The sequence below is a fragment of the Methanoregula sp. PtaB.Bin085 genome (assembly GCF_002067035.1).
Taxonomy (GTDB): Archaea; Halobacteriota; Methanomicrobia; order Methanomicrobiales; family Methanospirillaceae; genus Methanoregula.
In genome coordinates this window covers 54151-74307 of sequence record NZ_MVQB01000034.1, presented here as the reverse complement: position 1 = coordinate 74307, position 20157 = coordinate 54151, and the positions used below count along the sequence as shown (strand labels likewise).

General features: G+C 57.5%; 15 protein-coding genes. 10 read left to right on the top strand and 5 right to left on the bottom strand.

The annotated features are described in order from the left end of the window. Positions 1 to 232 precede the first annotated feature (232 nt). Positions 233 to 553 (bottom strand): hypothetical protein, encoded by a 321-nt coding sequence (locus tag A4E33_RS08060; RefSeq protein WP_292347186.1) that lies wholly within the window; start codon positions 551 to 553, stop codon positions 233 to 235. Between the two features lie 191 nt (positions 554 to 744). Continuing rightward, complete coding sequence (locus A4E33_RS08055) at positions 745 to 1914, bottom strand: redox-regulated ATPase YchF (RefSeq protein ID WP_292347185.1); 1170 nt, start codon at positions 1912 to 1914, stop codon at positions 745 to 747. 85 nt (positions 1915 to 1999) lie between these two features. On the opposite strand from A4E33_RS08055, the gene A4E33_RS08050 reads away from it, so the two are divergent. Both A4E33_RS08050 and A4E33_RS08045 read left to right on the top strand, forming a co-directional pair. Then, positions 2000 to 2590 (top strand): pyruvate kinase alpha/beta domain-containing protein, encoded by a 591-nt coding sequence (locus tag A4E33_RS08050; RefSeq protein ID WP_292347184.1) that lies wholly within the window; start codon positions 2000 to 2002, stop codon positions 2588 to 2590. 1 nt (position 2591) lies between these two features. Continuing rightward, positions 2592 to 3431 carry a hypothetical protein gene (locus A4E33_RS08045; RefSeq protein ID WP_292347183.1) on the top strand — a complete coding sequence of 280 codons (840 nt, stop codon included), beginning with the start codon at positions 2592 to 2594 and terminating at the stop codon, positions 3429 to 3431. 121 nt (positions 3432 to 3552) lie between these two features. Here the strand turns inward: A4E33_RS08045 and A4E33_RS08040 are convergent, their stop codons facing one another. Then, entirely contained in the window at positions 3553 to 4776 is a 1224-nt protein-coding gene (locus A4E33_RS08040) for a TIGR00297 family protein (RefSeq protein ID WP_292347182.1), read from the bottom strand. 138 nt (positions 4777 to 4914) lie between these two features. Here A4E33_RS08040 and A4E33_RS08035 point away from each other — a divergent pair, with 138 nt between their 5' ends. Further along, the gene (locus tag A4E33_RS08035; RefSeq protein WP_292347181.1) at positions 4915 to 7506 is read left to right on the top strand and encodes a valine--tRNA ligase; all 2592 of its coding nucleotides are present in this window, start codon (positions 4915 to 4917) and stop codon (positions 7504 to 7506) included. A gap of 544 nt (positions 7507 to 8050) precedes the next feature. On the opposite strand, the gene tmk is transcribed toward A4E33_RS08035, so the two are convergent. Further along, positions 8051 to 8677, bottom strand: a complete 627-nt coding sequence (tmk, locus tag A4E33_RS08030) for a dTMP kinase (protein ID WP_292347180.1) — start codon at positions 8675 to 8677, stop codon at positions 8051 to 8053. Beyond that, positions 8671 to 9342: a HisA/HisF-related TIM barrel protein gene (locus A4E33_RS08025; RefSeq protein ID WP_292347179.1), complete on the bottom strand. Its 672-nt coding sequence runs from the start codon at positions 9340 to 9342 to the stop codon at positions 8671 to 8673. Before A4E33_RS08025 ends, tmk begins: the two co-directional genes overlap by 7 nt. Positions 9343 to 9385: 43 nt before the next feature. Between A4E33_RS08025 and A4E33_RS08020 the strand changes: the two genes are divergently transcribed. The 7 genes from A4E33_RS08020 to msrA all read left to right on the top strand — a co-directional run bounded on the left by A4E33_RS08020 (position 9386) and on the right by msrA (position 20107). Continuing rightward, positions 9386 to 10072 carry a (5-formylfuran-3-yl)methyl phosphate synthase gene (locus A4E33_RS08020; RefSeq protein ID WP_292347178.1) on the top strand — a complete coding sequence of 229 codons (687 nt, stop codon included), beginning with the start codon at positions 9386 to 9388 and terminating at the stop codon, positions 10070 to 10072. A gap of 5 nt (positions 10073 to 10077) precedes the next feature. Continuing rightward, positions 10078 to 11547 (top strand): IMP dehydrogenase, encoded by a 1470-nt coding sequence (gene guaB, locus A4E33_RS08015; protein WP_292347177.1) that lies wholly within the window; start codon positions 10078 to 10080, stop codon positions 11545 to 11547. A gap of 295 nt (positions 11548 to 11842) precedes the next feature. Further along, a complete protein-coding gene (gene sixA / locus A4E33_RS08010; RefSeq protein WP_292347176.1) occupies positions 11843 to 12337 on the top strand; it encodes a phosphohistidine phosphatase SixA in 495 nt (164 codons plus the stop codon). A 485-nt stretch (positions 12338 to 12822) separates the two neighbouring features. Continuing rightward, entirely contained in the window at positions 12823 to 14385 is a 1563-nt protein-coding gene (locus A4E33_RS08005) for a hypothetical protein (protein WP_292347175.1), read from the top strand. Between the two features lie 3 nt (positions 14386 to 14388). Continuing rightward, on the top strand, positions 14389 to 15546 hold the full coding sequence (locus A4E33_RS08000; protein ID WP_292347174.1) for an SMP-30/gluconolactonase/LRE family protein: 1158 nt from the start codon (positions 14389 to 14391) through the stop codon (positions 15544 to 15546). Position 15547: 1 nt separating this feature from the next. Continuing rightward, positions 15548 to 19516, top strand: a complete 3969-nt coding sequence (locus A4E33_RS07995) for a PKD domain-containing protein (protein ID WP_292347173.1) — start codon at positions 15548 to 15550, stop codon at positions 19514 to 19516. 84 nt (positions 19517 to 19600) lie between these two features. Next, the gene (gene msrA, locus A4E33_RS07990) at positions 19601 to 20107 is read left to right on the top strand and encodes a peptide-methionine (S)-S-oxide reductase MsrA (protein WP_292347172.1); all 507 of its coding nucleotides are present in this window, start codon (positions 19601 to 19603) and stop codon (positions 20105 to 20107) included. The last annotated feature ends 50 nt before the right edge of the window (positions 20108 to 20157 follow it).

Below are 20157 nucleotides of genomic sequence, written 5' to 3'. Positions count from 1 at the left end.
CTGCGTGGTTCACGCGGGATTGTGATGGAGCCACGGGGGCCCGGGGTCTGCCGGCCCTCGCCCCGTGGAACATGGCCGTGTCGGGCATTTACTATAATCAATAACGGGGGTTCAGGGGGGGATTGCCCCCTTGGGCTGCCTCCCTCTCTGGCGGAGAGAGGGATCACACACGCAATTCCAGCGAGCGGGTCGTGGCAAGGCTTCTGCAATGTATAAAAAAACTCTTTCTGTTTTACAGGCTGTCCATGCTGATACCGGTAAAGTCCTGTGCAACAGCCCTGATGTCCTTTACACCAAAGGCCGTCTGGACCTGGGACAGTTCGAGCTGGTTTGCAGCATCGCACATATAGTCAAGGATGTCTACGGACAGTTCCTTCTGGACCTTGCTCTTCCGCAGCTGATCCACGAGCGCAGCCATCTTCTCCGGGGATTCCATGCGGAGCTTGGCAAGGCTCATGACGCACATGTAGATGCGGGTCAGGTTCCTGTCCGTGCCGGTGATGCAGTCAAAGAAATTCCGTATCACCTGCGCCTGGTATATCTCTCCACCCATGACTTCACCTCCTCCGTTTCTTCTTCGGTAAATCCAGTGTTCACAATATCTGCTTAAAAACTTTCCGGATAAACCGGGTTTTTTGCGCGAAAAAACCTTCAGAATTTTAAGTTTTTAAAAAAGGGCGGCTGGATTGTCAGACAATCGCACGACAATCGTCATACTGCGCCGTTCACCCGCCGCACTCGCCTTTACCTGGCAGCTGATACGATCTTGATAATATCCCCGTTCTTCAGCACGTGGTTCTCCTTGATCCGCATCTTCGTTCTGGCATCTACGGCATAGAGGAATCCTTTTCCGATGTCCGTGTGCACCTGGAACGCGAGGTCATGGGGCGTCGAGCCGTTCTTCATCAGGAACGCATCCGGCAGTACGTCCCCCTGCTTGTTGCAGTAATGGTTCTCATCCTCCACCGGGTACACCACGATCATATCGAGAAGTTCGAAGACCGCACGGTTGATGGCCTGCTGAACGCCCGTGCCATTGCATTGTTTCATGACATCGGCGATCTTTACAAGCCCGGCTTTCTGGGCCGAAGAGAGCGATCCCTCGTTGAGGATCCTGAATTCAGGATCCCCGGGCAGGTACCCGATCATGTGCGCTGCCGCGGCATTGCGGAGCGCCAGCTCCGATGCGGCGCTCGCGAAAGCGACCTTCTGCTCCGCGAGCTTCGCCCGGAGGGCTTCCGGAGCCTCGTCGAACTTATTGCCAACGATGAGCATCGGTTTGGATATCTTCACGATCTCCGCACAGAACGGTACAAGGTCTTCCATCTTCGCGTGAACCAGTTCGAGTCTCAGCCTGAGTTCTGCGTCCCGCACATCGTCGGACGTAATGCCAAGCCCGGTGAAAGTCTCGGAGATTGCCTGGTGGATCGAGAATCCCTTCACCTGCGCCTGCCGGTTCAGCTTTGCCCAGTGCTTGTCGAGGATGCCGTAAACCCACATGGTCATCTCGTAGCCGAGGAACTTCACATCCTCCACGGGATCATGGCTGCCCACGCCAACAGGATTCCCCTCGCTGTCCGTTCCGCCGCTCGCATCAATGATGTGCAGGATGGCATTGGCCTGACGGAGGTGGTCGAGGAACTGGTTCCCCAGCCCCTTACCCTTGTGGGCATCGGGTACGAGACCGGCAACGTCGATCATGTTGACGGCAACGAAGCGGTTCCCGTCAACGCAGTGCCTGCATTTCACCTTCAGGCTGGTGCAGGCACAGGGTGTCCGGACATAGGCAACGCCGAAGTTCGGGTTGATGGTCGTGAACGGGTAGTTGGCGATCTCTGCATGCGCCATCGTGGCAGCCTTGAAGAAGGTCGATTTCCCGCAGTTGGGTTTTCCTGCAAGGGCAAGGGTGATCATGGCAGTTCCTCATGAATACATGAAATGACTGGTCCAAAAACCGGACCTGACAAAGCTTTTCATCCCGGTTTATTAAAAGGTACTTATGACGTTTACCGAGAGGAAGATCTGGTATTTCGACACACCGGGCCCGGCCAATACGGCCGATGCCGCGAAGTTTGCCGTTGAGCGGGCTCAGGACCTGAAGATAAAGACTATCATCGTTGCAAGCACCTCAGGAAAAACGGCAGAGGTCTTCCACGACGCGATGAAAGGTTCCGGCCTCAATCTTGTGATCGTAACCCATGTCGTGGGATTCACCAAGCCCGGCGAGTGGGAATTCTCAACAGAGATCGCTGACCGGCTGAAAAAACAGGGTGTCAAGATCGTGACCGGCACGCACGCGCTCTCCGGGCTCGAGCGTGCGCTCTCCCGCTCGCCAAAAGTCGGGGGCGGGTCCCGGACCGAGGCGATTGCCGAAGCGCTCCGGCGCATCGTTGCAATCGGCCTCAAAGTCGCAGTCGAGTGTGTGCTGATTGCCGCTGACCAGGGCGTCATCAGCATCGATGAGGAAGTCATTGCTGCCGGCGGAACGGCAAGCGGTGCCGATACCGTCTGTGTGATCCGTCCGGCGCACACGGCGGACTTTTTCAGCCTGCAGGTTCGCGAGATCGTTGCAATGCCGAGGGTTCGGTAAAATGGGATTGAATGAATTCAAAGAAGCGATCGGGCTCCTCTTCCGGATGCCGCTGCTCTGGATAGCTGGACTCGCGGGGGGTGCGTTTGCCGTAATTATCTGGCTCACCACATTTTCTTCCGGGGCATTCTTCGCCAGCCGCCTCATCGTAATATTTTCCCTGGTCCTCCTCTTCCTCACGACCGGGATGCTCGCAGCCATCCGGAAGAATGACGGGTCCCTGAGGGCGCAATTCGATGGCGGCCTGCAGTATTATTTCCGGGTCCTCCTCCCCCAGATCGTCATCGGGTTCATCCTCATGCTCGTCATGTTCCTCTGTTCGATCATCTTCGCCCTCATCGGGCTTGGATCGGACATCGGCCTTATCATGTCTCTCACCTTCGGATTCATGCTCCCGACCCTGATGCTCACCTTCTTCTTCGACACGGCAGCCGTGTTTGAGGATAGCAGGGTCTTTGATTCCATAAAAAGAAGCATGCTGGTCGTATCAGAACACATGCTGGAGACACTCGGGTTCTTCATCATATCCGCGCTTTACTGCATGGGAGTGATTTTCGGCCTTATGATTATCTGGGAGGCTGTCCTCTTCGACAAACTGAAACCGCTCATGGACTTTACCGAAGAGCAGAAACAGGCCTTCACGCCCGAGCAGCTGATCGCAATGATCGGCCCGGACGGTATCTGGATAACGGCAGTTGTCCTCTTTATCGGTGTCCTCGTCATACTTCCCGTCCTCGTCAGCTACAAGGCATGTTTCTACCGGAAAATATCCGGCGATGCGCAGGCCGGACCGATGACCACCGGGGAATACGACAGCAAGGGGCGCTGGTACAAGTACTGATTTTTTCTGCTCTGGAGAAATCCTGCTTTCAACAGGATGGATTCGACATAAAAATCCGCAGGATTATCTTCGGGTATAAGCTCCCATCATCATAATACCGATCAGGAAATTGATCGCGCCTTCACGCCAGCCCGTATCCCGCCAGTGCGAGATACAGCGCAACCGCGAAGATCCCCCCGCCCAGCGTTGCCATGAGGTTGGTCCCGGCATTTCCCCAGAATCCCCGGTTCTCAAACGTAGCTCCGACAAGACTGTCGACATTGGTCCCCACAAATCCCGCAATGATACAGATTACCATCATCGGAAACGTAATGACGTTGAGAAGCATTGCCACAACCGAGACCACAGAACCACCGGCCAGCGCCACGGTTTCACCGGTAACCGTCACTCCCCCGTTGGTGCCGATGGGGACCTGCCTGAATGTCGTGATGAGCCGGGGGGTTCCGCCCGTGACGCCAATCTCGCTTGCCAGCGTATCGGCTGCGGCGCTTGCCACACTGCCGACATACATGACCACGAAGACAGGATTCTGGAAGACACCGAACAGCACCGCCGCCGCTGCAGCAACGATCCCGTTTGCAAAGACATTCCGGTATCCCCGCGCCCCGCCTCTTCCCTGCTCAACGCCGATCCGTTTCTTGTATTCGTACTTGTATTTCGTTGCTGCGGAGCCCAGAATGAAGAATGTCAGCATGATCAAAAACCACTGGGGGCCCTGCGGCGCGGCAAAGACCAGCAGTATGATTCCGACAAGGGCTGCAGAAAAGAGTCCCGAGAGGTCGGCAGTCTTTGCACGGAACGCAAAATACCCGAACGTGAACCCGACGATGACCGCCGCCACGATCATCTGGAGATCCGCCTTGTAATTCAGATCCTGGATCAGCCACATAGTCATTGCCGTGCCGATCCCTTCGATGACAAGCGAGTCCTCGTACCGGAGCAGGATGACCTTGAGAAGCACCGCGGCGATAATCCCGAAGATGATCGTGAGGATAGCCCGCTCGTGCAGGTACGCCATGACAAGAACGCCGGCCCATGCGGTCGAGATGATATAATACAGGTAGGTGTTGAGATCGTCAGCGCCGGACTGGAAAACCAGTTCCCCGAGGACGAGCATCGCAAGCGTCGTGGCAAAGACAAAGAACGGCAGAAGGCCGGTGCCATACAGGGCCGAAAGGGCGACGAACGTGTAGGTCAGGTATTTTGTATCGAAGAACCGCCAGAGGATGAGAGCATAGAGCGTGACGACAAGGGCCATCAGCCACGGGGGGTTGAGGTACGGGCCCGCGAGGGTTGCACCACCGACAAGTGCTGCCGCATAGCCCAGGCCCCGCTGTCGCTGCATTGGTCAGTACTTGCCTTTGAGAGTAAAAAAAGTATTATCCAATCCGGGACAGGATAGCGGCCGGAGTGCACCGGCACGGTATCCGGACTGAAGGGGATACGATCACTATATTTCTGTTCAGATCCAACCTTCTCCCGAATGGTGCCATCAGATCAACTGCCGAAGAACTACGATTTCGCCGAAGTCGAGGAGCGCTGGAGGAAGACCTGGCGCGATGAGGACAACTATTTCGACAAGCATTCGAAGAAACCCCAGTTCGTGATCGATACCCCGCCCCCGTACCCGACCGGGAACTTCCATATCGGGAACGCGCTGAACTGGTGTTATATTGACTTCTTTGCCCGGTACAAGCGGATGAAGGGGTTCAACGTGATGTTCCCGCAGGGCTGGGACTGCCACGGGCTGCCCACCGAGGTCAAGGTCGAGGAGATCAACAAGATCACCAAGAACGATGTCTCAAGAGAGGAGTTCCGGAAGATGTGCCGGGACCTCACGATAAAGAACATCGAGGCCATGCGCATCACCCTGCGGAAGATGGCGTTCTCGACGGACTGGTCCAACGAGTACATCACGATGATGCCGAACTATTACAGCAAAACGCAGCTCTCGTTTTTGCGCATGCTGAAGTCCGGCTACATCTACCAGAGCGAGCACCCGGTCAACTACTGCACCCGCTGCGAGACGGCGATCGCGTTTGCGGAAGTAGCATACGAGGACCGCGAGACCACTCTCAACTTCTTCGACTTCGATGGTGTCGAGATCGCGACCACAAGACCCGAACTCCTCGCGGCCTGCGTTGCCGTTGCCGTGCACCCGGCAGACGAGCGCTACCACAAACTGAAAGGAAAATCCATGAAAGTGCCGCTCTTCGGCCACGATGTCCCGGTCGTTCAGGACGAGGCAGTTGATCCCGCGTTCGGCTCCGGCGCGGTCATGATTTGTACCTTCGGCGACAAGCAGGATGTCCACTGGTGGAAGCAGCACAACCTGGCGCTCCGGAAGGCCATCGACCGGCAGGGAAAGATGACCGATGTTGCCGGAAAATACAAGGGCATGAACGCGATGGAGTGCCGCAAGGCGATACTTGCCGACATGAAGGCGCAGAACATCCTCCGGAAACAGGAAAAGCTCGCCCAGCGCGTTGGCACCTGCTGGCGCTGCAAGACCCCCATCGAGATCCTCTCCGAGCGGCAGTGGTTCGTGAAGATCAAACCGGAAGAGATCCAGAAGGCAGCCCACCAGATCACCTGGTATCCCGAGCACATGCTCCGGCGGATGGAGAACTGGGTGGATATGATGGAGTGGGACTGGTGTATCTCACGCCAGCGGATCTTCGCAACCCCTATCCCGGTCTGGTTCTGCACCAGGTGCGGCGGGATGGTTGTGCCGGACGAGAAGGACCTCCCGGTCGACCCGACCCTTGTGCAGCCGAAGCACCCGTGCAAAAAGTGTGGCAGTACATCGTTCAGCGGCGAGGTGGACGTTCTCGACACCTGGATGGACTCCTCCATCTCGGTCCTGAACGTGACCGGCTGGGACGGGAGCGGAAAACCGCCGTACTTCCCGGCGCAGATCCGGCCGCAGGGCCACGACATCATCCGGACCTGGGCGTTCTACACGATCCTCCGCTCGGTCGCCCTGACCGGCATGAAGCCGTGGGACGAGATTCTTGTCAACGGCATGGTTCTGGGCGAGGACGGGTTCAAGATGTCCAAGAGCCGCGGCAACATCATCGTCCCGGAGGACATCCTTTCCAAGTACGGCGCCGACGCCCTCCGGCAATGGGGCGCGATGGGTGCCGCTACCGGCTCCGACATCATGTTCAACTGGAACGACGTGATCGCGGCGTCCCGTTTCCAGACAAAGATGTGGAACATCGCGAAGTTCGCGCTCATCCAGTTCGGGAAGGAGGGCGTTGACCAGAAGGCACCGGTCACAGCCCTCGCAGACCGCTGGCTCCTTGTCCGGCTCTCGGACACGGTTGAGACGGTCAGCAAAGCAATGGAGGAATACCAGTTCGATACAGCGCTCAAGGCCATACGAGAGTTCGCGTGGGACGTGCTTGCCGACAACTACATCGAGCTGGTCAAGGGCAGGCTCTACCAGACCGGCGCAAGCCGGAAGAGCGCGTGCCTCGTGCTCCACACGGCGTTCGATGCCCTCTGCCGGATGCTCGCCCCGTTCACCCCGTACTTTGCTGAAGAATGTTACTCGTACCTGGAGAACGGGAGCGTCCACAGGCAGCCGTGGGTATCCTTCACCTACGATGACGAGGCAGCCCGGAAAGAAGGGAACATGATCGTGCAGGTCGTTGCCGAAGTGCGCAAGTACAAGCATGACAACAACATGGCCCTGAATGCCCCGCTCGGCAGGGTCACCATCTATGCCCCGCACACGGTCGATGATGAAGGTGATACCGGCCGCACCATCAATGCTGATGTCCACTGGCGTACGGATGTCGCAAAGCTCGACCGCGCCATCACCGATATCGAGTTCAACCGCTCTGTCGTAGGCAAGACATTCCGCAAGGATGCGCAGGCGTTCATGGCGGCGGTGAAGGCGCTGTCACCTGCCGAGCTGGAGAAGCCGCCAAAGACGATCAAGTTCAATGGTGCAGACATCGAGATCCCTGCTGATGCCTTTACACCCAGATTCTCCTACATGGAAGAGGGCGCCAAGGTGGACGTGCTCACGGTTGGCGATGTCATCGTGACGATTGCGAAGAAGTGAGGCAATCAGTTTTTTTTTAGGTTATTTTTGGATAAGAATGATGGGGGCTGATGCCCCCATACCCCCATTTATGATGCCTGCCGCCGCCCCCGCGGGGGCGCTCCCGCGGCGGCCTCAATTCGGTATCATATTCGCATGTACGGTAATCTGCCCAGGCGCGACCCGACGAGGCGTCGCGCCGACCCCCGAAGGGGGTGGGAAGACTCGCAATCTCCACTGAATTTTTAGTTCAATAACTGAGAGGTGCCCTGAACCGGACAAGGCTTATAATTTCCAGCACACGAACACCATGTTCAAAACTATTTTCGCTCGCAAATCGATCTCCGGAAAAAAAATTTCAATCGACCTTTTGCCCCCTGCCCGGAATTTTTCAATCGCGATCCGATCGATCAGCCGGATCGCTCACGTCTGAAAAAGAAAAAAGTAGTAAAGTACTCCCTTATTGAGTCAAGTACGTACCCGGCATTCAAGAGTGTACCTTACAGCGTTTTTCCGCGATGAATCAGATCATGGGTGGGGAAGTCCCAAAAAAGTCCGGACCGTTTTACTTCTTCCGCCCCTTCCGCTTATTCTTTCCGGCCACCCACTCGTTCCGGATCGCATCCGCAACGAACTTCGCAACAGTCTCCTGCGGAAGCATCGCATCAACGATCACGAACCGCGACGGCTCATTGCGGGCATACGAGAGATAATTGTTCTGGACTTTTTCGAGCGTCTCCCGCTTCTCGAAATGCTCCCGCTGGCTGTCGGGTTTCAGCCGGGTCAGGGCATCGTCAACCGGCAGCACGCAGAGAAATGTTTTGTCCGGAACGATCGTCCATCCGTTGTGCATGGCCCGCAGCCAGCCCTCCGGGTCCGGGACAATCCCCTGCAGGGTGACGGACTGGTACGCGAACCGGCTGTCGCTGTACCGGTCGGAGATGACAAGCCGGCCTTCGGCCAGTGCCGGCCGGACAACCTTCGCAAGGTGTGCCGCATGATCTGCGACAAACAGCGTTGCCTCGGTTATAGGATCGATCTGCTCCTTTATTGCGCGGCGCACCTGATCCCCCACCCACGTAGCCCCGGGCTCGCGGGTGAAGACCGGATCGAGATCCACCAGCAGATCTCTGAGCGCTTCGTGGAGCGTGCTCTTCCCGCTCCCGTCAATCCCTTCCAGCGTGATCAGCATACCCGGCCCCTCCGAATCCACGCCAGCGGAATCTTCCCATGGTGGAGTGCTGTTGCAATGATCGCCCCATCAAACCCGGCATCGCAGAGCATTGCCAGATCGTCCGGCGCTGCAACGCCCCCGCCCCAGAAGAGTGTCCCGTGATATGACGAACGCAGGGATTCGAGAATTTCCCGGTCCAGCCCCTGCCCGGTACCCACGGCAGCGATATTCAGGATGATGCACCCTGAAAATTTCCAGCTGTTTGCCTGCCGGAGCATGCCGGCCGGATCACATCCCGACGGAATAACCCGCCCGGCTTTCAGGTCGAGGCTCAGGAACCCGCCGTCATACAGCGAAAGAACGCTGCCTGCGGTTTCCGTGCCGATGACATTCGTGATATGGTAACCGTCGAGAAGATCCTCCGGTGAACGGCAGCCCCGGTCAATAAAACAGCCTGATACCTGCCGTGCGCACTCCCTCACGACGCGGTCGTGCGATCCGGTTCTGCCGATCCGGTCGAGATCCGCGATGTAGAGGTATTTCGGCGCGATCGCTTTCACAAAGCCAACCGGTTCCGCGGTTGGTGAGCACCCCCAGTCCAGCGGCCGGTACTCCTCCCGCTGCCCAGATTTGCCGTGGACAACAAAACCGCCTTTCAGATCCATCGCGAGGACGAGTTTCATAGGCGAACGCAACCACTATTAGGATAAAAGATCATTAAACCTTATGCAATTGTTGGTCAGCCCCAGCTCCATCGACGAAGCAAGGCACTCAGGTGCCGCTGACATCATCGACGTCAAGAAACCCTCCGAGGGATCTCTCGGTGCCAATTTTCCCTGGGTCATCCGCGAGATCAAGGCATTTTCAAAAAAGCCGGTGAGCGCAGCAATCGGGGACTTTGACTACAAGCCGGGCGGAGCCGCCCTTGCTGCCTACGGCGCTGCGTGCGCCGGGGCCGACTATGTGAAGATCGGGCTTGCGTTTGAAGGGCAGGATCAGGCACGCGATGTCATCAGTGCCGTCGTGAAAGCCGTGAAAGACGAATTCCCGAAAAAATACGTTGTCATTGCAGCCTACTCCGACTACGAACGTATGCACTCCATCTCCCCGTTCGACATGGCTCCGGTTGCAGCCGAATGCGGGGCCGACTTCGCCATGGTCGACACCGGGATCAAGGACCGGCAGAGCACGTTCGCGTTCATGAACGAGGATGTGCTTCGTTCTTTCACGGAAAAGAATCGGAAACTCGGGCTCGGTACTGCCCTTGCAGGTGCCCTGAAGTTCGAGGATATCAATGCCCTCAAACGGATCGACCCGGATATCATCGGTGTCCGGGGGATGGTTTGCGGCGGTGATCGCAACGCGACCGTCCGCGAGGATCTGATCAAGACCGCACTCGCCATGATAAGGTGATTTTCATGTACATGGAAAAACTGGATGTACCACTCTCACTGACCTTCGATGATGTCCTCCTTGAACCCCGGGCATCATGGCTGGAACCCACCGAAGCGGATATTCGCACGGTTTTTTCGAAAAAGATCAGGCTGAACATCCCTCTGGTCTCCGCGGCCATGGACACGGTCACGGAGGCGACCATGGCAATCGCCCTTGCCCGCCACGGCGGGATCGGTGTCATCCACCGCAACATGACGCCCGAACGCGAGCTGCAGGAGATCCAGTTTGTCAAGCATGCCGAGGAACTGATCGAGCGCGACGTGCTCTATGTGGAGGACAGTGCAACAGTCTCCGATGCCGAGAAACTGATGCAGCAGTACAGCATCGGCGGTGTCCCGGTCGTGGACAAGGGAAAGATCATCGGTATCGTCAGCAGGAGAGATGTCCGGGCCATCGTCTCAAAGCGGGGTGACGAGAAGATCACCACGATCATGACGAAAAAGCCGATCGTGACCGACGAGGACATCACTGCGGACAAGGCGCTCGAGATCATGTACACCAACAAGGTCGAACGCCTGCCGGTGGTCAACAAGAAGGGAAAACTCCTCGGCATCATCACCATGCAGGACATCCTCGAGAAGAAGCAGTACCCGCTCGCTACCCGTGACGCAAAAGGAAACCTCCGGGTCGCTGCCGCGGTCGGCCCCTTCGATTTCACGCGGGCCGAACTGCTCGACCAGCACGGCGTCGATGCCCTGGTCGTCGATTCAGCCCACGGGCACAACATGAAGGTTGTTGCTGCAGTCAAGGATATCAAGGGAAGCGTGAAGGCCGAGGTCATTGCCGGTAACATCGCAACAAAGGAAGCTGCAGAGGCACTCGTGGGAGCCGGTGTGGACGGGGTCAAGGTCGGCATCGGGCCGGGCTCGATCTGCACGACCCGTATTGTCGCGGGAACCGGCGTTCCCCAGATCACCGCAGTGGCGCAGGTTGCAGACATCGCCCATGCGGCAGGAGTACCCGTCATCTCCGATGGGGGTGTCCGGTTCAGCGGCGATGTCGCAAAGGCAATCGTTGCCGGTGCCGACACGGTCATGATGGGAAGCATGTTTGCCGGCACGGACGAATCGCCGGGCAAGGTCATTTCCATCAAGGGCCGGCGCTACAAGCAGTACCGGGGCATGGGTTCGCTCGGTGTCATGAGCTCAGGACAGTCCAGCGACCGGTACTTCCAGAAGAAAGGTATCGGCAGCACGAAGTTCGTCCCCGAGGGGGTCGAAGGGGTCACCCCGTACGTGGGCCATGTCGGCGAGGTCGTGTACCAGCTCGTGGGCGGGCTGAAGTCCGCGATGGGATACACGGGCTCGAAGACCATCCCCGACATGCACAAGAATGCACGGTTTGTCCGGATCACCAATGCCGGCATGACCGAGAGCCACCCGCATAATATCCTCATCACGGACGAAGCGCCGAACTACCGGCTCTTTGAGTAATCCCTGCTGGGAATTGTTCCGGGATATTTTTTTATGATGGGGGCTGATGCCCCCATACCCCCGGTTGTGATGAACGGCCGCCGCCCCCGCGGGGGCGCTCCCGCGGCGGCTTTTAATAAGCATTTCCCGGAACCTGCTCTGGCCCGCCGTGCCCCGTGAGGGGCCCTGAGGCGGGGTGCCATCATAATTATACAGAATTCAAGTGATTATCATCATTCCTGTGTAAAAAAAGCCTATTCATGCCCGCTTCCCCAAAGCACAATTTTCATATCCTCACACGTCCGTTATTCCTCGTATGGACGTCTATATCCTGCGGCATGGGAAGGCCGAGGATACCGGACCGGGCATGACCGATGCGGACCGCAGGCTGACGAAAAAAGGGCGCGAGGAGATCGCGGCAGCGGGGCGCTGGATGGCCGCACAGGGACTCCGTTTTGACCTGATAGCGGCAAGCCCTCTCGCAAGGGCGCAGGAAACCGCAGCCATCGTTGCCGGGTGCCTTGAAGGCAAGGAGCGTCTCGTCACGTGGGACATACTTGCTCCCGGGGGGACACCGGATAAAGTCTGCCACGAGATCGGGAAACTTGCGGATCCGGGTGCCGTTCTGCTGGTCGGCCACGAACCGCTCCTCTCCGCGCTCATCAGCCGGATAATCGCCGGCAATGAGGATGCAGCTATTGCCATGACCAAGGGGGCGCTGGCGAAGATCCGCGATTTCTCCATGACAACACGCCCATCCGGACAACTCCACTGGCTCGTTACCGCAAAACAGATGGCTTGTGCAAAGTAAGGCTCCACAATGTATCCGGTTTTGCCTGATCTTAGGATCATACACTCTGGCATCCTCAGGTACAGGACAACCTGGCCAGGCACCCTGACTCATTCTATTTCAGCCCGGAAAATCCCGTAAAAGCCGGCCTTTTGTATTAAACCCGGGGGATTCCGCGGGATCAAGATCCAAACCTGCAGGTTCGAGCATGGCACTGGTGCCGGCGTACGAATTTATGTCACTTTCCATTGTTTGTTTTCTGTTGACCGGGTGCCCGCACAGGGACATGCCGGTCACGGCACGAGGAGCACTACGGTACAGTCAGGTTCCTGATGCCCGGTTCCGGGCATCTGTCTGCACACTTCCACCGCCTGCCTGTATCTGCCCTTCCCTCTCCTCTGTTGCAGAATACGAATATACGGAGGAACATTGTGAACCGTTTGCAAAAAACCAGATTTTTTCTTATCCTGGTACTTGCTCTCACTGTCTGCATTTTAACCGCCCCCGTGGCAGCAGCAGATGAGCCGATAATCATCGATCACACAAGTACCCACCTGAACGATGTACCGCTCAACGCGATACTGAATGCCAAGTCGACGCTCCACGTAGCGTACGGGCATACATCGCATGGCAGCCAGATCGTCACCGGTATGGATGGCCTGACAACATTTGCAGGGGCTCCTTACGGGAGTGCAACGTACAGGTTCCGGGACGGATCATTCGATTTCCGGGACACGCCCTTCAGCGGCGCGAGCGATCTCGGTAATCCCGATTATACCTCATGGGCAACGGCAACCCGGAATTATCTTAACGCTCATCCCGAAGTCAATGTCGTCATGTGGTCCTGGTGCGGGCAGGCCGACACATCGGCAGCAAATATCAACACGTACCTGAACCTCATGAACCAGCTCGAGTCGGATTACCCGGGCGTGACATTCGTGTACATGACCGGGCACCTTGTCGGCACAGGCGAAAGCGGCAACCTCAACCAGAGGAACGAGCAGATCCGCGCATATGCACGGGCCAATAACAAGGTCCTGTATGACTTTGCCGATATCGAGAGTTACGATCCCGACGGCCTTGTCAACTACATGAAACTGAATGCGAACGACAACTGTGACTATACGCGGAACAGTTCGTCCCATAATTGGGCAACCGAGTGGCAGGCGAGCCACACACAGGGCGTCGACTGGTACCAGTGCAGTCCTGCACATACGCAGGCCCTGAACGGGAACCTGAAGGCCTATGCTGCCTGGCATATGTTCGCACGGATCGCCGGATGGGACGGTACACCGGTGAACCCGACGCCGACACCGACATCGACACCAACAACCGTTCCGACAACAATACCTACAACCACAACCACCATACCGACAACGGTTACCACGGTACCCACCACGGTTCCGACAACCATTGTCACGACAGTCCCGACCACACCAGTAACCACGGTACCGACCACCACGCCGGTCCATACTGCTCCGGTGGTTACGGCCGAAGTCTCGGGAAACAAGGTTGTCGTGCACTGGCAGCAGATCAATGATCCCGACCTGATCTACAACAAGATCGTGGTTTCTCATGCCAACCCGAACCCGGCATACCCGGCAGACGGCTACATGGTCTACTTCTCTGACCCGACGGTAACCTCGGCCACGCTCGACGCCTCCCAGCACTACAATGGCGGCGATTTCGGAGGCTATCTCGTGCCGGGCGAGGACTACTACTTCAGTGTGACGGCCGTGTACGAGCCGTATACGCCGGTTGCCGGCAACGCGGTCCACCTGACCTTCCCGGGCGGTGCAACACCGACACTGACTCCAACGCCAACTCCCACGCAGACTCCGGAGCAGCCGGTTGCACTGCCAGGCCAGGGCGCTCTCCCGACTGACACTGATGCCGACGGGATCTTTGAGGACCTGAACGCCAACGGCCGGATCGATTTCGATGACGTGGTAACGTTCTTTGAGAACATGGACTGGATCACGGCAAACGAGCCGCTCAGCCTCTTTGACTTCAATGGCAACGGCCGGATCGATTTCGCCGACGTTGTCCTCCTGTACGACGAGGTGTAACCGATGGCGCACCACAGAGCCATCCTGGCAGCGGCAGCCATGCTGTTCCTGCTCGTGCTGGTCCCTGGCGTCACTGCCGCGGAAACGTACGGCTTTGTTACCAAATGGGGATCGCAGGGTTCCGGAGACGGGCAGTTCATCCGTCCCATCGGCATCGCGATCGACCCCGAGGGTAATGTCTATGTTGCCGACGGGCAGAACAGCCGTATCCAGAAGTTTACCTCCGGCGGGACCTTCATCACGAAATGGGGATCCCCCGGCAGTGCCAATGGATCGTTCTATACTCCCTTTGGCGTTGCAGCCGATCCGGCGGGAAACATCTATGTCACGGACCTGAGTTATCACCGCGTGCAGAAATTCACGCCCGATGGATCCTTCATCACGAAATGGGGGTCTGCCGGGAGTGCCAACGGATCGCTGAGATCCCCTTCGGGTGTTGCCACTGATGACGATGGCAATGTCTACGTGGCCGATGCGTACAATTACCGCATCCAGAAGTTCACGCCGGACGGATCCTTCATCACGGCATGGGGATCAGAGGGCTCAGGAGACGGCCAGTTCGATAATCCTGCCGGGATCGCGGCCGATGCTTCCGGCACTATCTATGTTGTCGATTCCAACAACCACCGCATCCAGAAATTCAGTTCTGAAGGGAAATTCCTGGGCACATGGGGATCTATGGGCGACACCGATGGCAAATTCCAGTACCCGGGTGGTATTGCACTCGATAATGCCGGAAATGTCTATGTGACCGACACCTTCAACAACCGCGTCCAGAAGTTCACGCCCGATGGCACGTTTGTCACAAAATGGGGCAGCATCGGATCGGGAGACGGCCAGTTCCAGTCGCCAACCGGCATTGCGGTTGATTCTTCCGGAAATGTCTATGTCGGCGAGTACGGCACCAACCGAATCCAGAAGTTCGCCCTCACGGCAGAGGTCCTGCCTCTGCCCGGTATGGCGAATGCCCCGACCGACTCCGATGGTGATGGTCTTTACGAGGACCTGAACGGTAACGGCAGGGCGGATTTTGCCGACATTGTCCTCCTGTACGACCAGATGGACTGGATCAGCGAACACGAACCGGTCCCGTATTTTGATTTCAACGGGAACGGCCGTATGGACTTTGACGATATCGTCACGATATACGAGGAGTTGTAATATGAATACCATACACAATAAGAGCCGGTCACCGGGCGGGCTTGTATCCCTCCTGGTGACCCTGCTCCTCCTGGCCTTTATTGTCCTTCCCGCATCGGCTTTCCAGCTGACCGGGCAGGACGTATCGGCAGGAGCAGTCGGAGAGACGGTCGAATATCCTGTCATCCTTGACGAAGTTCCCGACGGACTCGCCGGGTTCGATATGACCGTAACTCTGACAAGTACCGACATCGGAGAAATTACTGCAGTCAGGTATCCTGACTGGGTCATCCTTCCCCGTACCGGCCCCCTGCCGGCAGATTCTGTCTCAATACGGGGCCTTGACCTTGAAAAGAACATCGGGGCGGGATCCCATGATGTTATCCTGGCAAACCTGACGCTCCGCGCCGATGCTGCGGGTACGACACCGGTTACCGTCACCATAAAACAGCTGGATGCTGACAACGGCGACCTTATGAGCCCGACGATCCGAACCGGGTCCTTTACTGTCGCCGGTGTGACGCCCGCACCGGTCGCAGACTTCTCTGCCGACATGACCAGCGGCGATGCACCCCTGACTGTCAGGTTCACTGACCTTTCGACCGGTGACGGTATCACCGCATGGGCATGGGACTTTGACAATGACGGAAACGTCGACAGCAACGAACAGAACCCTGAATACACCTACGCCAGTGCCGGAACATACTCCGTGAAACTTGTCGTGTCCGGCGCCGGTGGCGATGGAGAGATTACCAAGACTGATCTCATCACCGTAACCGAACCCACGACTACCCCGACACCGACCCCCACAAACACACAGGTTGTTCCCCCGGTCGGTAACTTCGCGGCCAGCCCGCTGACCGGCGATGCACCGCTGGATGTGTTCTTCACTGACGAATCAACAGGCGACATCACGTCCTGGTCATGGGATGTCAACAATGACGGTACGGACGAATGCACGACCAGGGACTGCAGCTATACCTACAACGATCCCGGTACCTACACGGTAAAACTCACCGTCTCCAATGACGGCGGGTCCGATGTTGTCACAAAACCTGACTATATCGTTGTAACGTCACCGGTCATCCCCGCACCGGTCGCAGACTTCTCTGCCGACACGACCAGCGGTGATGCGCCCCTGACTGTCAGGTTCACTGACCTCTCAACCGGTGAAGGTATCACCGCATGGGCATGGGACTTTGACAATGACGGTACCGTCGACAGCAACGAACAGAATCCCGAATATACGTATTCCAGTGCCGGCACGTACTCCGTGAAACTCGTCGTGACCGGTACCGGTGGCGATGGAGATAGTACCAAGGCCGATTACATTACCGTAACCCAGGCAGTCATTCCTGCACCTGTTGCAGGGTTCTTTGCCGATAATACCAGCGGTGCAGAACCATTCACGGTCCGGTTTGCCGATGCTTCGACCGGCGATATCACCGGCTATGCATGGGACTTTGACAGCAACGGCATCATCGACTCGACAGAGAAAGAACCCGTGTACACGTACAGTCATGCCGGTACCTTCACCGTTACCCTGAACGTAACCGGCCCCGGCGGATACGATGACGAGATAAAAACCGATTATATCACGGTGACGCCGGCGGTGGCAGCACCTGATGCAAAGTTCTCCGCAAACCCCCTCTCCGGTGTTGCACCGCTGACCGTCCAGTTCACGGATGAGTCGACAGGCGACATTACCGCAATCTACTGGGACTTCACCGGAGATCTTCAGCCGGACAGCACTGACCACAACCCGTCCTGGACCTTCAACGATCCGGGTGTTTACACCATTTACATGGGGGTAACAGGCCCCGGCGGGATGGACTATGCAGTGAAGACCAATTATATCACGGTCCTCGATCCGGCACCGGTGGCAGCGTTCTCTGCGAACCAGACATCCGGCGACGCACCGCTTGCGGTCCTCTTCACGGACGAATCAACAGGGAAAGTCACTTCATGGGCATGGGACTTTGAAAATGACGGCACTATCGACAGCACCGAACAGAGCCCCGCGCATGTATACGGCGCGGCAGGTACTTATGCGGTCAGCCTCACTGTCACGGGTCCCGGCGGGTCCGATGACGAGGCAAAGACCGGATATATCACTGTTGCTGAACCTCTCGCAAAACCTGTTGCAGACTTCACCGCAGATCCACTCCAGGGAGCTGCCCCGCTGAGCGTCCAGTTCACGGATGCCTCAACCGGTGACGCAATCAGCGCGTATGCATGGGACTTCGAGAACGACGGCACCATTGACAGCACCGACAAGAACCCGCAGCATGTGTATGCTGCAGCAGGGAGCTACACAGTAAACCTCACGGTATCAAACACTGCGGGAAATGCCAGTGAAGTCAAGGCTGATTATATCGTTGTCAGCCCCGCGGCACCTGTCGCGAACTTCAGCGCCAACGCGACCTCCGGCCCCGCGCCGCTCGCGGTCCTCTTCACCGATGAATCTACCGGTGACAGCATCACTGCATGGGCATGGGACTTCGAGAGCGACGGTATCGTTGACAGCAATGAACAGAACCCCGCACACGAATACTCCGTGCCGGGAGCCTACAACGTCAGCCTGACCGTCACCAATGCCGGCGGATCGAACACGCTCACAAAGGAGCAGTACATCACCGCTACCGTGACCGCACCGGCTGCCGGTTTCACGGCGAACATAACCAGCGGGTACGCCCCGCTCCCGGTCCAGTTCACGGATGCCTCGACCGGTACCGTTGAGTCCTGGGCATGGGACTTCCAAAACGACGGAACGGTCGACAGCAGTGAACAGAACCCGGACTATACCTACACAACGGCCGGCAACTACTCCGTGAACCTTACGGTCGCGAATGGCGGCGGCAGCAACACGTCGGTCAGGGTCGGCTATATCAACGTCTCTGCGGTTCCCGCACCGGTCGTTGACTTCTCGGCCAACCTGACCACGGGATATGCCCCGCTCTCCGTCCAGTTCACGGACGACTCGAAGGGCATCGGCCTGATCAGCTGGAGCTGGGACTTCAACAACGATGGCACCGTTGACAGCACCGAGCAGAACCCGGTCCACACCTACGGTACGGCCGGCAACTACACGGTTGCGCTTACCGTAAAAGGCAGGGGAGGGTCGACAACCGCGACAAAGACAGACTATATCAGTGTCCTGGCGGTTGTTCCGGCAAAGCCCAGGGCTGAGTTCGTAGGAAAGCCGACGAGCGGTACGGCACCCCTCACCGTGAAGTTCACCGACAAGTCCATTGGCAAGGACATCACCTCATGGGCATGGGATTTCAACGGTGACGGAATCACTGACAGTTCAGAAAAGAATCCCGAGTATGTTTACGCAACAAAAGGCAGTTATAACGTCAGCCTGACGGTCACCAATGCCGGTGGCTCGGACACCAGGTTCAAGAAGAACTATATTAAAGTCAGCCAGCTTGAGAAACCCAGCGCAGACTTCAAGGCTGACAAGCAGTCCGGCAAGGCTCCTCTGACCGTCAAGTTCACGGACATGAGCAGGGGCGACGGGATCACCGAACGGAGCTGGGACTTCAACAATGACGGGGTCGTCGACTCCACCGAGAAGAACCCGACCTTCACCTACAGCACGGCAGGCTCGTATGCCGTCAAGCTCGTGGTGACCAACGCGGCGGGCTCCGACATGGAGATCAAGAGCAACTATATCACGGTCAAGGGCGGCGACCAGCCCCCCGCCGGCAAGAAGCCTGTTGCCGTGATGTTCGCGGACAAGACCTGGGGAACACCCCCGATGACGGTCAGGTTTGCCGACAAGTCGCTCAACAACCCGACCCACCGTGTCTGGTACTTCGGTGATGGATCGCAGTCACTGGACGAGAACCCGACCCATCTCTACGCCGAGCCGGGTATCTACTTCGCACGGCTGTATGTCTCGAACGACTACGGCAGCGACCAGGACTTCCGGTTCATCTTCGTGCTGCCCAAGTGGCTCAGCTTCTGGGCAACCGGTCCGAAGTAAACCGGCGACACATCCACTCTTTTTTTTACCTCCATGAAGGTTGCTCCGCACGGTTTTAGTAGTATGACACCAACCTGATCGTACATGGAGGACAGCGGCAGATACGAGAAAGCCACGTTTGCCGCGGGATGTTTCTGGGATGTCGAGGCGGCATTCCGGATGGTTGAAGGGGTCCTTGAAACGGTGACCGGCTACACCGGCGGTGTTGTGCCCGAACCAGCGTACGAGCAGGTAGAGAGCGGCACGACCGGCCACGTTGAGGCCGTAGGTATCGTATTCGATCCCGCTATCGTGTCATATGAGCAACTGCTGGATATCTTCTGGCAGGTCCACGATCCCGCCCGGAATGGCGGTCAGGGAGATTATACCGGCCCGCAGTACCGTTCAATCATTTTCTACCATGATGCAGGACAGAAGGAGGCTGCGGAAAGGTCCCGTGACCGGCTCGCAGCATCGGCGCCATACCGCAACCGCCCGATCCTGACGGAGATCCTGCCTGCCACAACGTTCTGGCCTGCCGAGGAATGCCACCAGCGGTTCTATGAGAAATGCGCACAGGGATACGGGACGAGTCACAAGATCTGGGAATGACCGCCACGGAACGCTTGGGAAAATACCACGATTAATATCCTTTCCGTTGT